Annotated in this window: 11 protein-coding genes; 1 reads left to right on the top strand and 10 read right to left on the bottom strand. The window is 68.6% G+C overall.

What is annotated here, in order from left to right; genetic code table 11:
- The 6 genes from metG to ACW6W5_RS15730 all read right to left on the bottom strand — a co-directional run.
- On the bottom strand, window positions 1-1,673 hold a 1,673-nt coding region (gene metG / locus ACW6W5_RS15705), incomplete at its 3' end, for a methionine--tRNA ligase (RefSeq protein WP_458233659.1).
- Window positions 1,674-1,771: 98 nt separating this feature from the next.
- Window positions 1,772-2,215, bottom strand: a complete 444-nt coding sequence (locus ACW6W5_RS15710) for a DUF2147 domain-containing protein (protein WP_121038630.1) — start codon at window positions 2,213-2,215, stop codon at window positions 1,772-1,774.
- Between the two features lie 101 nt (window positions 2,216-2,316).
- Complete coding sequence (gene gloA2 / locus ACW6W5_RS15715; RefSeq protein ID WP_121038627.1) at window positions 2,317-2,736, bottom strand: SMU1112c/YaeR family gloxylase I-like metalloprotein; 420 nt, start codon at window positions 2,734-2,736, stop codon at window positions 2,317-2,319.
- Window positions 2,733-3,773 carry a serine hydrolase domain-containing protein gene (locus ACW6W5_RS15720; protein ID WP_428999848.1) on the bottom strand — a complete coding sequence of 347 codons (1,041 nt, stop codon included), beginning with the start codon at window positions 3,771-3,773 and terminating at the stop codon, window positions 2,733-2,735. The genes gloA2 and ACW6W5_RS15720 overlap by 4 nt, the downstream gene beginning before the upstream one ends.
- 58 nt (window positions 3,774-3,831) lie before the next feature.
- Complete coding sequence (locus ACW6W5_RS15725) at window positions 3,832-5,748, bottom strand: DUF885 domain-containing protein (RefSeq protein ID WP_152154213.1); 1,917 nt, start codon at window positions 5,746-5,748, stop codon at window positions 3,832-3,834.
- Between the two features lie 131 nt (window positions 5,749-5,879).
- The gene (locus tag ACW6W5_RS15730; protein ID WP_070425632.1) at window positions 5,880-6,557 is read right to left on the bottom strand and encodes a DUF502 domain-containing protein; all 678 of its coding nucleotides are present in this window, start codon (window positions 6,555-6,557) and stop codon (window positions 5,880-5,882) included.
- A gap of 99 nt (window positions 6,558-6,656) precedes the next feature.
- On the opposite strand from ACW6W5_RS15730, the gene ACW6W5_RS15735 reads away from it, so the two are divergent.
- The gene (locus ACW6W5_RS15735) at window positions 6,657-7,928 is read left to right on the top strand and encodes a hypothetical protein (RefSeq protein WP_152154211.1); all 1,272 of its coding nucleotides are present in this window, start codon (window positions 6,657-6,659) and stop codon (window positions 7,926-7,928) included.
- Between the two features lie 22 nt (window positions 7,929-7,950).
- On the opposite strand, the gene ACW6W5_RS15740 is transcribed toward ACW6W5_RS15735, so the two are convergent.
- The 4 genes from ACW6W5_RS15740 to ACW6W5_RS15755 form a co-directional block, all read right to left on the bottom strand.
- Window positions 7,951-8,679, bottom strand: coding sequence for a hypothetical protein (locus ACW6W5_RS15740; RefSeq protein WP_152154209.1), 729 nt, complete (start codon window positions 8,677-8,679; stop codon window positions 7,951-7,953).
- Window positions 8,680-8,730: 51 nt separating this feature from the next.
- A complete protein-coding gene (locus ACW6W5_RS15745) occupies window positions 8,731-9,195 on the bottom strand; it encodes a DUF4442 domain-containing protein (RefSeq protein ID WP_121038612.1) in 465 nt (154 codons plus the stop codon).
- Window positions 9,196-9,264: 69 nt separating this feature from the next.
- Complete coding sequence (locus tag ACW6W5_RS15750) at window positions 9,265-10,896, bottom strand: CHASE2 domain-containing protein (protein ID WP_121038609.1); 1,632 nt, start codon at window positions 10,894-10,896, stop codon at window positions 9,265-9,267.
- Window positions 10,893-12,515, bottom strand: coding sequence for a FecR family protein (locus tag ACW6W5_RS15755; protein WP_152154221.1), 1,623 nt, complete (start codon window positions 12,513-12,515; stop codon window positions 10,893-10,895). The genes ACW6W5_RS15750 and ACW6W5_RS15755 overlap by 4 nt, the downstream gene beginning before the upstream one ends.
- Window positions 12,516-12,675: the final 160 nt, after the last annotated feature.

Consider the following 12,675-nt stretch of genomic DNA (forward strand, 5'->3'; position numbering starts at 1 on the left):
TAAGAGACAGGGGTGGCGGCCTGCAGGGTGTCCTTGGATGCGTCGGTCATGGCGTCGATTTTTTTCGGGTCGATACGGGTGAACAGGGGCGCGTACACCGCGATGGTGTGCGCGGTCAGCGGGGTGGCGATGTCGGTCCAGGCCTGCACCGGCGCGGCCAGGAAGGCCTCGGCCTGCGCGGCGGTGGCCGGCAGCACCGGCTTGAGCGCGGTGACCAGCACGCGGAACAGGTTCAGGCCCTGGGTGCAGACCGATTGCAGCTGCGCGTCGGCGCCGTCCTGCTTGGCGATCACCCACGGCTTTTCATCGTCGATATAGCGGTTGGCTTCGTCGGCCAGCGCCATGGTCTGGCGCAGTGCGCTGGCCGGATCGTTGCGCTCGTACGCCTCGCGGATCGGCGCCAGCGCGGCGACGAAACGGTCGTACTGGGCGGCATCGGGCAGCGCGGCGGCCAGGCGGCCCTCGAAGCGCTTGCTGATGAAGCCGGCGCAGCGGCTGGCCAGGTTGACGAACTTGCCGACCAGATCCGCGTTGACGCGCGCGATGAAGTCACCCAGGTTCAGGTCGAGATCGTCCACGCCGCCGGAGGACTTGGCCGCGAAGTAATAGCGCAACGCTTCCGGTTCCAGCCCGGCATCCAGGAAGGTGCGGGCCATCACGAAGGTGCCGCGCGACTTGGACATCTTGGCGCCATCCACGGTCAGGTAGCCGTTGACGTGCAGGCGGGTCGGCGCGCGGTGGCCGGTGCCGTGCAGCACCGCCGGCCAGAACAGGCCGTGGAAGTTCACGATGTCCTTGCCGATGAAGTGGTGCAGCTCGGTGCTGGTGCCCGCGCGCAGGTGGGCGTCGAAATCTTCGCCGGTCTTCGCGCACAGCGCCTTGAAGCTGGAGAGATAGCCGATCGGCGCATCCAGCCACACGTAGAAGTACTTGCCCGGGTGGCCGGGAATCTGGAAGCCGAAGTACGGCGCATCGCGCGAGATGTCCCACGCGCGCAGGCCACCTTCGGCATTGAGCCACTCACCCAGCTTGGCCTTCACGCCCGGCAGGGCGACGTCGCCGGCCAGCCACTCGCGCAGGAAACCTTCGAAGCGGCCGACCTCGAAGAAGAAATGCTCCGAATCGCGGATTTCCGGCGTGGCGCCGGAGATCACCGATTTGGGGTCCTTCAGGTCGGTCGGGCTGTAGGTGGCGCCGCAGACCTCGCAGTTGTCACCGTACTGATCCGGCGTGCCACAGTTCGGGCAGATGCCCTTGATGTAGCGGTCGGGCAGGAACATGCCCTTGGCCGGGTCGTAGAACTGGGCCACGGAGCGGCGCGCGATGTGGCCTTCGGCCTCGAGCTTGAGGTAGAAGGCTTCGGTCAGTGCCTTGTTGGCCGCCGAGTTGGTCGAGTCGTAATGATCGAACGCCACGCCGAACGCGGCGAAATCGCGCTCATGGCTGGCCTGGATGTTGGCGATGAAGGCCTCCGGGGTCACGCCGGCCTTTTCGGCCGCGAGCATGATCGGGGTGCCGTGGGTGTCATCGGCGCAGACGAACCAGGTCTTGCCGCCGCTCATTCGACGCGCGCGCACCCAGATGTCAGCCTGGATGTAGCCGACCAGGTGGCCCAGGTGCAGCGGGCCGTTGGCGTAGGGCAGGGCGGTGGTGACGAGAGCGGTGCGGGTCATGATGAGCGCTGTTGCCAGGGGAACCGGGGATTATCGCACGCCAAAACGCAGTAACCCGGCCGAAGCCGGGTTACGGGGGCTCAACAGCAGCGCCGGGCTTACTCGCGCACCCAGGTCTGGGCGCGGCAGATGAAGGCCACGCAGCCGGACACGTCCAGCTTGGCGCCGCCGGTCTGCAGCTTCATCTTGGACTTGTAGGTCTTGCCGTTGCCCGGATCCAGGATGGTGCCGCCGGACCAGGCGTTGGTGCCGTCGGCCTTGAGGTTCCACAGGATGGTCATGCCCTTGACCGGCTTGTTCTTGTTGGCGCCTTCGCAGCCGTCGCAGACCGGATTCGGGCCCTTGTCCGAGTGCAGGATGTCCACGACCTTGCCGGTCAGGGTGCCGTTGGTGGCCTGGGTGATCTCCACGATCGACTTCACCTTGCCGGTCTTGTCGTCGATGGTCTTCCAGCGGCCGACGGCGCCGTCGGCGGCGCTGGCCGACATCGCGGCCATCATCAGCGGCAGCGCCAGCAACAGGGTCTTGAAGGTCTTGCGCATGTTCCCCTCCCAGGGATGTCCGTGAACGCCGGCGCAGGTGGCCGGTACAGGGCCGACTGTATACCCATTCGCTCCGGTACGGAACGTGCCGGGTGCACGCTTCAGCCCGCGTCGGCCGGGATCTCGTACAGCTCCAGCGGCAGGTCGTCCGGGTCGGCGAAGAAGGTGAAGCGGCGGCCGGTGTACTCGTCCACCCGGATCGGTTCGCAGGCCACCCCGGCCGCGGTCAGGCGGGCGATCATGGGCTCCAGCGTGTGCACGCGGAAGGCCAGGTGGCGCAGGCCCTGCGCCTCGGGGCGGCTGGGCCGTGTGGGCGCGCCCGGGAACGAGAACAGCTCCAGCTGGCTGCCATCGGGCAGGGCCAGATCGAGCTTCCAGGAGTCGCGCGCCGCGCGGTGGTTTTCGGCGATCACCTGCAGGCCGAGCACCCGGGTGTAGAAGTCTCTGGAGCGGGCGTAATCGGCGCAGATCAGGGCCACGTGGTGGATGCCGATCAGTGGGGAAGTGTCAGAAGCGTTCATTGCAGAGTATCCAGCCAGCGCCGGGCGATCTGCAGCGCCAGCGGATAGGGTTCGGGGGCATTGCGGTTGCTGAGGACGATCACGGTGAGGCGCTGCGCCGGATAGCGCAGGATCACGTTGCGGAAGCCGATGCTCTCGCCGCTGTGCCACTGCGCGCCACCGTTGAGCCGCCAGCCGAAACCGTAGAACGGCACGTCCGTCTCGGCGGTGGGGGTGGCAGGGGAGAACATCTGCTTCAACGATGTCGCCTTCAACAGGCGCTGGTCATACAGCGCCGCATCCCAGCGCGCCAGGTCATCCAGCGAGGAATACACGCCACCATCGCCGAGCACTGCGCTGGTCGGGCTTTGATCGGTGCGCTGCCAGCGCCCGTCGCGCTCGCTGTATCCATAGGCGCGGCGCGCGATATCGTCCACGCCGTCCTGATGCGCCACGCTGTCGCGCATGCCCAGCGGCAGGAAAATCCGCTGGCGCAGGAAGCTGGCGAAATCGGTGCCGGAGGCCTTGCCGACCACCAGCGCCAGCAGCGCGTAGCCGCTGTTGCTGTAACGGTAGGCTGTGCCCGGTGCAAAGTACGTCCGATCCTGGCCTTCCAGCAGGTGCAGCACATCCGGGTCACGCACCTGCGCGGACGCGTCGGTGGCCATCAGGTCTTCGTAATCGATCAGGCCGCTGGTGTGGCTGAGCAGCTGGCGCAGGGTGATGGCATCGGCGGCCGCCGGCAACGAGGGCAGCCAGCGCTTGAGTGGGTCATCCAGGCCCAGCGCACCATCCTCGGCCAGCAGCAGGATCGCCGCGGCGGTGAACTGCTTGCTGACCGAGGCCAGGCGGAAATTGGTCTGCGCGGTCACCGCGGTGCGATCTTCCAGAACCGCCAGCCCGTAGCCGCGCCGGAACACCGGCTGGCCGTCGTGCAGCACCAGTACCGCCGCGCCGGGGACCTGACCATCGTAGCGCTGCATCAGCGCATCGATGCCCGGATCCGGTGGCGTCAGCACCGGCGCTGCGATGACGGTGCCGCTGCCGGCGATGCACATCGCGCTGATCCACACACGCAGATGCCCGACGATGTGCATGCTCGGTTTCCTTCAGGGTTCAGGGCGCGGGCGTGGCCGCGCCACTCTGGCTGGCAATCCAGCGGGCGATCTTGGCGTCCAGAATATCCAGCGGCATCGAGCCGTCGCGCAGCACTTCCTCATGGAAGCGACGCGCGTCGAAACGTGCCCCCAGTGAGGCCTTGGCCTTGTCGCGCAGCTCCATCATCTTCAGCTCGCCCAGGCCATTGGCCAGGGTCTGCCCGGGCAGGGCCATGAAGCGCTCCACTTCCGCGGTGGCATCGCTGGCGCTCATGTCCGCGGTCTTGACCAGATAGTCCACGGCCTGGCGCTTGCTCCAGCCCTGCGCGTGCACGCCGGTATCGGCGGACATGCGCGCGGCACGGGTCAGCGCGGCCTGCAGATAGCCGATCCGCTCGTAGGGATCCTGATAGACGCCCAGTTGCTCACCCAGCGATTCGGCATACAGGCCCCAGCCCTCCACGAAGGCGATATCGCCGCCCAGACGACGGAAGCGTGGCAGCTTGTCCAGCTCCTGTTGCAGGCCCAGCTGCACGTGATGGCCGGGAATGCCCTCATGCAGGAACTGCATCGGTGCGGACCAGCGGCGGCGGCTCGGCAGATCGCCGGTGTTGATGTACAGCACGCCCGGGCGCATCCCGTCCGGCAATGGTTGCTGGTAGCTCACCGCCCCGGCGGTGGCCGCGCGTTCGGGCTCGACCGCGCGGATCTCCATCGGGGCCTTGGGCAGCGTGCCGAGCAGCGTCGGCAGGCGCGCGTTGACCTGGCTCTGCAGCTGCTTGTAGCGGTTGAGCAGCGCATCGGCGTTGGCGTACTGGAAATCGCGGTCGGTGCGCATGGTGCGCAGCAGTTTCTGCTGCGAGCCACGGATCTTGTTGTCTTTCATGATCGTGGCGATCTGCGCCTGCAGTGTGGCCACGCGTTGTTCGGCCAGGGCATGGATCTGTTCGGGCGTCAGCGTGGAGGCGGTGCTCTGCACGATGGTCTGCGCATACCAGGCCTTGCCGCCGGGCAGGCCGGCCAGGCCATCGGTGCTGCGCGCGGCCGGCAGGTACTCGGTGGCGATGAAGCCGCGCAGGGCGCGATAGGACGGCATGATGCGGAACTCGATCATGCGCTTGTATTCGGCCGTGATGCGCGCCTTGTCGGCCGCCGGGAAATCGTCGGGCAGATTGCGCACCGGCCCCCAGAAGATGCTCTCTTCCGCGGTCGGCTTGATCACCGCATCCAGCTGCGGCAGTACTTTTTCCATCAGGTCACGCGGTTGCACCACACCGGCGGCCATGCCTTGGCGCATGTTGGCGATGGCCTGCTCGAACAGGGCCGGAATGCCCAGCGAGCGGCGCGACCAGCCATCGTAATCCTGCACCGTGTTGAACGGCTGCGCACCGGAGCCGGAGCCGAGAATGGCCATGATGCTGCCGAGGTTGTAGTACTGGCTCACCGGCAGCATCCAGCCGGGGAACTGCTCGGCGGCCAGCGACATGCGCGCGTCGCGCACGAAGATTTCGTAGCTGAGCAGGTCCTGGCCGGTCAGGCCGTCCGGCCCGATCTTCTCGACCTTGCCCAGCCACTCCACGGTGAAGTCATGCGACTGCTGCCGGTAGGCGGCGGAAAGAATGTTGGGCAGCTGATCGTTGTGGCGGCTGTCGCCCTGGAAGGTGGCCTGCAGCGGATTGAGCCGCATCGAGGCATCCCAGTACTCATCGTAGATCCGGTCCAGCTGCGCGGCCTTGGTCTGCTGGCGCACCAGCGGCTGGCGGGCAGGGGCGGCGGCTGGGCGTGCACGCGGCTTGGCCTTGGGCTTGGCAGCGGGCCGGGACTGGGCCGCTGCGGGCCGGGTGGCCTTCTTCTTGGCAGCTTCGGCCGGAGCGGCAGCGCTGAAGGCCATCAGTACGGCAATGGCAAGCGCCAGGGCGCGGGCGGGGTGGGGCATCGGCTGTTTCCGTAAACGCACAGACACGGGAGCTTGCCCGATTCGCCTGCGTACGGCCAGCATCGGCCCCCGGTCAGGTTTGTCATGTACGGCGGCCAGTCAGCTGCGGCAGCATGCTGCTGCCGCGATGCTCAACGATCGCCGGCGCGGGTGAACGGCATGGTTTCCGGGGCGACCGCGCCGCCGGAGATGATGAAGCTCATCGCCTGGTCCACGGTCCAGTCGGTGGGCGTGAGCAGCTCCACCGGCACGATTTCCAGATAGCCCGAGGTCGGATTGGGGGTGGTGGGTACGTATACGGCGGCCAGCTCGCGGCCGCTGCCTTCTTCCTTCATCACCCGCGTCACCAGGCCGACCGACTTCATGTCGCGATGCGGAAAGTCGATCAGCACCACACGCTGCGTGCTGCCCGGTTCGGTCTGCAGCATGTCCAGCAGTTTCTTGGCGCTGTCGTAGATGATGCTGGCCAACGGGATGCGCTTGATCACCGCACCGAACCAGCGCAGCAGGCGCTGGCCGATCACGCGGCGGCTGAGTACGCCCACCGAGAGAATCACCAGCAGCGTGGCGGCCAGGGCGATGATGTCCTGCATCCACTCGACCTTGATCCAGCCCAGGTAATGCGGGAACGAGGCGGCGATCTGCTCGGAGAGCGGCACCACCAGCGGGCTGGAAATGCCCGAAAGCAGCACGAACACGAATTTGACCACCACCCAGGTCAGCCAGATCGGCAGCAGGGTCAGCAGGCCGGTCAGGAACAGGCGCTGCAGGGAGGGACGCGGAACGAGTTGGGGGGCTTCGGGCGACATCTGCGCATTGTAGCGGCGGCGATGCCCGGTTTACGCTGCCCATCCCCGCAGGACGCGGGGTCTGGGGAGAATGCTGTGGTGAGGAATGGACTGAAATGGGTGGGCATCTCGATCCTGAGCCTGGTGCTGGCCGTGGCGGGGCTCTGGGCGGCCTCGCGCTTCTGGCCGCTGCCGGCCGAGCAGCGTGAGGCGATGCGGCTGCTGCAGGCGCCGCTGCCCAGGCCTGGTGAGAACGGCTTCACCGCGTTGTGGACCCTGCGCTACGACGGCTTGGATGCCCGCGGGCGCGAGACCCTGATCGCACAGGATGTCGAGCGCTGGCGCAACGGCATGCCTGGCCAGCGGCCGCTAGCGTCCAGCGCGGAAGGGCGGTTCCCCGCGGTCCCGCTGTCGGCGCTGGCGCGTTGTGGCCGCCGGGGTGTCGGCTGTCTTGCAGCGGTGCGTGCAGACCCCGAGGGGTTCGCCGCCACGCATGCCGGCCACGATGCGCTTCACCAGCGCGTGGCCGCGCTGGCCGGCTACGGTCACTTCGTCTCCCCGTTCGAGCCATTCGGCACGGACCCGATGGCGCCGCTGCCCGTCTTTCAGCCGCTGCTTGATCCGCTGTCAGCCCACGCGCTGGCGCATGTACGGGGCGACAGTGGCACCGCACTTGCCGGTGCCTGCGCGGACATCCTCAGTGGTCGGGCGATGACGGGGCAGGGCGATACGCTGATCACCAGCATGGTCGGCCCGGCGATGGTGGAGAGCAACGCGCGGCTGCTGGCGGACATGCTGGTTGAACTGCCCGCCGACGCTGCACTGCCTGCGGTCTGCGCGGCGGCACTGGCGCCGATGACGGCCGGCGAGCAGAGCCTGTGCACGGCGATGCGCGGTGAGTTCGCGTTGGCCCGGGCGGGCGTGCGGCCGTCCACTGGGAACCCTGACGGCCATCGCCTGTTGCTGGATGTGCCGCGCACTCTGGCGCGCATGGCGCCCCGCTATGCGTGGGCGTGCGCCGCCAGTGCAGAACGGGTAGCAGCGCGCGACGCGCCCACGCCCATTCCCGGGCCCGCGCAGGATCGCTTTGCCTGCATCGCCAATCCGCTGGGCTGTGCCGTGGCCAACATCGGCGGGCCGGACATGCGGCAGTATGCCGGCCGCCCGCAGGATGCCGCCGCGATGCTGCGCCTGGTCGCCGCGCAGCGCTGGCTGCGGCAGCAGCCCACGGCGTCATCGCAGACGCTGAAGCGCTTGCCCGAGGCACTGCGTTCGCCCACGCGCGCACCGGTACTCAGCGACGATGGCCAGTGGCTGCAGGTCGATCGGCGTGTGGAGATGGACGAGGCCGGGCCGACAGTGCAGGTGCCGATGCGCGCGCCCGCACGATAAGAGGCGTGCGGCGACGCAGTGCTTACCGATCCTGCGCCGGACCGAAGGGGTCGAAGTCGCTGCCATCGCCTACCGTCTCCAGCGTCCAGCGGCGTGGCGAGGCGAGGGTCTCCCAGCGCACGCTGTCCTGGTCCGATTCGATGCTGCCCGCGACATGGCGCACGCGGCGGGTCGAGTAATTGATGCTCAGGCTTTCGGTCTGCCCGGAGTTGCGCATCATCGTGTTGCGGTCATAGCCGATCAACGCGAAGGCACCGTTCTGCCAGCGGAAGGTGTAGCTGGCCGAGCCGGTCGACCAGCTGCCGGCGTTGGAGAAGAAGAACAGCGTGGTGCGCAGCGTGCCGCCCACGATCGATACGCCGTCGCCGTCGTCGAACACATCGGACAGGTTCGGGGCCTCGTGGCGGGTGATCAATGTGTGGTTCTGCGCAGCGAGCGTGTAGCCGGCCGGCGTGCCCCAGGCGATGGCGAGGATGCGTGGATTGCTGTCCAGCGGGCTGATGCCGAAGCCATCGTGTTCGACGATGTTGCGCGGGTCCTGCTGGCGCAGCACCAGAACGAGATCATCGCGCTTGTCGCCGTTGAGATCGCCGCGAAGCTGCTGCTCGATGCGCCATCCTGACGGCACGAAACCTTCGGCCCGGGTGGCGTGGGCGGGCAATACCGGATAGTCGACCGGTGGGATCCGCAGTTCCTGCGCGAACGCGGGCAGGGCAGTGAGCAGCAGGGCAGCGAGCAGGGGCAGGCGCATGGTCGTCCGTGGGGTGAAGCGGGCGCGCGAGCATAGCAAGCGCGCGATGACTCATCCCGCGCGCTGGCGCGCCTCGGGCTTGAGGCGCAGGTAGACCTGCTTGCGCACGCGGGCGATCACTTCGCCTTTCGCATCGACAATGTCATTGCTGAACCAGTGCAGGTACTTTTCCCCGCTGGCAGTGGCCGCACGCAGTTGATCCAGCAGCGCCTCGTCCAGCCGGAACTCGGCAACCACCGTCCCGCGGCCCGGCTTGAGGAATTCGATCTCCCCCGCGCGGTCCCAGACGTAGTAATCGCGCCCCAGGTTCTGCATCACGGTGAGCATCCAGAACGGATCGGTCATCGCGAACAGGCTGCCACCGAAGTGGGTGCCCACGTAGTTGCGGTTCCACGGGCGCATGCGCAGTTCGACGCGTACATGGCGGTAGTCCGGGCTGACCGTGGTCACGTGGATGCCCGTGAACAGGAACGGCGGCCACAGGTTGAGGCCAAGGCGGAAGACGGAGGCCTTCATTTGGATCGCATCTCGGTGCTGAGGGTGACCGGAGTCTACCATTCGCCTGCGTATGGGTGCCTTGGGGTGTCAGCCCGACCCGCCGTCATCGACCGCATACCCATTCCGTCCGGCTCCCTTGGCCCGGTACAGCGCGGCATCGGCGCCTTCGAAGAAGTGCCGCGGCTCGGTGCCGGGCGTCGGCACCCGGGTGAACACGCCGACGGTTACCGTGATGTGCGTGGTCGTGCCGTGGCCGGCGGGGATTTCCAGCGCCTGCGCCCGTGCGACCAGATCCTGCACCACCTGTACTGCGCCTTCCGGCGTGGTGTCGGGCAGGATCAGCGCGAACTCGTCGCCGCCAAAGCGCGCGGCCATGTCGCGGGGCCGGCGCGCGTGCGCCCGGATCTCCTGCGCGATCCGGCGCAGCACGGTGTCGCCGGCCTGATGGCCGAAATCGTCGTTGTGGCGCTTGAAGTGATCCACGTCGATCAGCACCAGGCTCAGCGGCCGTCCGCTGCGGCGGCCGGCATCGTGCTCGGCCTGCAGGGTCTGCTCGAAGCGCAGCCGGTTGCCCAGCCCGGTGAGTGCATCGCTGTTGGCCTGGCGGCGCCAGGCGCTGACCCGCCACAGCGTCCAGGCCAGGATCACCGCCAGCATGCCGATCAAGGCGGCGGCCGGTGCGAACCACAGGTTGCCGGCGCGCAGCAGCACGAAGCTCGCCAGCAACGTCAACGGCAGGGCGAGCACGCCGCTCAGCCACGCCCGCGGCAGGGTCAACAACAGGCAGCACAGGGCCACCAGCAGCCCGCTGAGGGCGCTCTGCCACGCTGGCGGTAGGGGATTGATCACCTTGTCGGCGAGCAGCATCGAAGCGACGTTGGCCTGGTACTCGCTGCCACTCATCCAGCGCTCGCGGGTGGTTGGGGTCAGCAGGCGCGGCGCGATCCCGCTGGCCGTCATGCCGACCAGCACCAGGCGGCCGCGCAGCAGCGCCGGATCGACTTCGCCGTTGAGCACATCGGCGTAGGAGACCTGCGGGAAGCGTTCGGGCGGACCGGCGTAGCGCACGCGTACGTAGTGGTCGCGGCGCCACTGGTACGGCGACACCAGGTCCGGCTGATCATCGTGCAGCCCGGGCAGCGGGCCGTGGGTGTCCGCCAGCGCCAAGCCAAGGGCCGGCCAGTGCGGTGAGCCGATACCGGCCGTGAGGTACAGGCCGCGGGCGACGCCATCGCCGTCGACTTCGATGTCGCTGTGACCCAGGCTGGCCGCATTGGCGGCGATCAGCGGAATCGGCAGCAGTTCTTCGGCCATGCGCGGGCCACTGGCGGGCGCGGCCAGCACCGGCAGCACCACATGCCCGTTGCGCCGGATCGCCGCCGCCAGTTCGGCATCCTGGGTACTGTCCTGGCGGTCCGGTTCGGACAGCATCAGATCCAGCACGACGCGCGCGGCGCGGGCGTCGGTCAGCCGGTCCAGCAGGCGCGCGTGGGTACCGCGCGGCCACGGCCACTGGCCCAGCTGCTGCAGGCTGTTGTCGTCGATGGCCACGATCAGCAGGCGCGCGTCGGGCGTGTATTCCCAGCCACCGACGTAGGCGTCGTAGACCACCTCATCCTGTTTCCAGAACCACTGCCAATGACTGGCCGCGACCGCCAGGGCGCCGACCAGTGCGGCCAGCGCGATGCGTTGCGGCCAGGGCAGGTGCAGGGGCGTCACAGCAGCAGCAACAACAACAGCGCACCGCCGCCGGTGGCGTAACAGGTCCGGCACGGCAGGGCGATCTGCTGGGCCGGCGAGAACGGACCGGCGTAACCGTCCTCATCGATGTACTGCACGCGCACGTGCAGCGTGCCGTGCCACGGGCGCTTGATCGAGACCTCCGGCTGGTCCAGTTCCTGATCGAGCAGCGGGGCACGGAAGTCGCCACGACGGTCCAACTGCACGCGATAGCGCTGACCGGGTTCGCCGGCCTGCCAGCGCAGCGTCAGTTGGCCTTTGGCGGCCTCCGGCGGCTGCAGCGCCGGGTCGACCGGTTCGTCGGTGATGGTCAGTGGCAGCGGCTGCCCGAAACGCCCGCGGTCGCCGTTGCGATCCACCGATGCCACGCGCCAGACATACTCGCCCGGGGGGAGGTCCAGGACGGGACGCAGGTGGGTGGCGCGGGTGTCCTGTTCGAGCAGGAGAGGGAGGAACAGCGGATCGCGGGCGATCTGCAGCACCGTGCGCTCGGCCTCGGCCACCCGGGTCCATTCGAAGCGCGGCCGCGCGCTGTTGATGGTCTGGCCATGCAGCGGCCGCACCGTCAGCGGCGCGACCGGCTGGTCACGCACCTGGAAATCCTGCTCGGCATCCAGTCCTTCCACCTGCTCGGCGCTGACCGCGCGGACCAGCAGACGCAGCTCGCCCGGCGGCAGATCGGGCAGGGTGAGCGTGGTGGCGTCGGTATCGCGCGCGAACAGCAGGACCTCCGGCTGGTCGGCGCGGACGACCTCCACCCGGTACCCGGCGGCATCTGTTACCGGCTGCCAGGCCAGCGCCGCGGGCAGGGTGGCCAGCCGCTGCGGTTCGCTCGACAGCACCGGTGCGGGCAGCAGCGCCTCCACGCCGGCCGGGCGTGCGTCGAGCGAGGGGCTGCGGGTGGCCTGGCCGCGGCTGACCAGGCGCTGGCCGCGGGGGTTGCCGACCTGCACGCGGCCTTCCAGCACTTCGGTGGCCGCGCCGCGGCCGTCCTGGCCGGCGCTGACCCGGAAGACGGTGCCACGCACGCTGCTGGTCGCCGTCGGCGCATCGATGATGTAGCGCGAGGCGGGGCCGTTGGCCGGGGTCACCCGGTTGCTGGCGCGCCCCTGTTCCAGGCGCAGGCGGGTATCGACCATGCCGGTGCGGCCGTAGCGGGAGAGCTGGTCGAAGCGCAGGCGCGAACGCTCGCGCAGCTGCAGCCGCGAATCATCGGCAAACACCACGGTGACGCTGGCATCCTCGCCGGTGACCAGTTCCTGCCCGATCCGCAGCAGGTCGCCTTCGATCACCTCGCGATGGGGCTGGCCGTCGGCCTGGCTCTGCACCGGGCCACGCACGGCCAGTACCCGCGCCGGGGCGGGCTGCACCTGCAGCCAGGCGACGGGGAAACGCAGCTGGCTGCCGGGCGGCAGGCGGTAGGGATCGGCGATGCCGTTGTGCGACTGCAGTTGCTCCCAGGCGATGGACGGCTTCAGGTAGCGGGCACTGAGGTCCCAGATCGTGTCGCCGGGGCGGACCCGGTAGGTCCAGTCCTGCGCCAGGACCGGCGCGGCAGACAGCATCATGGCGGCCAGCACCAACAGGCGGGCGGCCATCGGGAAACGGAGGAATCGGGTCAATCTCACGGTCATTCACGGCCCTGCAAGGCGGGGCGCAGCCAAGTAGGCCGCCATGGCCCAGACCTCATCCTCCCCGATGGATCGCAGCCTCCAGTGGGCCGCGGCGGCATTATTGCCCGGGAGTCGTGCAGGGTTT

It is taken from the genome of Stenotrophomonas sp. IS26 (genome assembly GCF_054188265.1).

Excerpts from the sequence above, each read along its gene's own strand:
- ACW6W5_RS15710 (WP_121038630.1), bottom strand. The coding sequence starts at position 2,215 with ATGCGCAAGACCTTCAAGACCCTGTTGCTGGCGCTGCCGCTGATGATG.
- ACW6W5_RS15745 (WP_121038612.1), bottom strand. The coding sequence starts at position 9,195 with ATGAAGGCCTCCGTCTTCCGCCTTGGCCTCAACCTGTGGCCGCCGTTC.
- ACW6W5_RS15755 (WP_152154221.1), bottom strand. The coding sequence starts at position 12,515 with ATGGCCGCCCGCCTGTTGGTGCTGGCCGCCATGATGCTGTCTGCCGCG.
- ACW6W5_RS15720 (WP_428999848.1), bottom strand. The coding sequence starts at position 3,773 with ATGTGCATCGCCGGCAGCGGCACCGTCATCGCAGCGCCGGTGCTGACG.
- ACW6W5_RS15740 (WP_152154209.1), bottom strand. The coding sequence starts at position 8,679 with ATGCGCCTGCCCCTGCTCGCTGCCCTGCTGCTCACTGCCCTGCCCGCG.
- gloA2 (WP_121038627.1), bottom strand. The coding sequence starts at position 2,736 with ATGAACGCTTCTGACACTTCCCCACTGATCGGCATCCACCACGTGGCC.
- ACW6W5_RS15725 (WP_152154213.1), bottom strand. The coding sequence starts at position 5,748 with ATGCCCCACCCCGCCCGCGCCCTGGCGCTTGCCATTGCCGTACTGATG.
- ACW6W5_RS15730 (WP_070425632.1), bottom strand. The coding sequence starts at position 6,557 with ATGTCGCCCGAAGCCCCCCAACTCGTTCCGCGTCCCTCCCTGCAGCGC.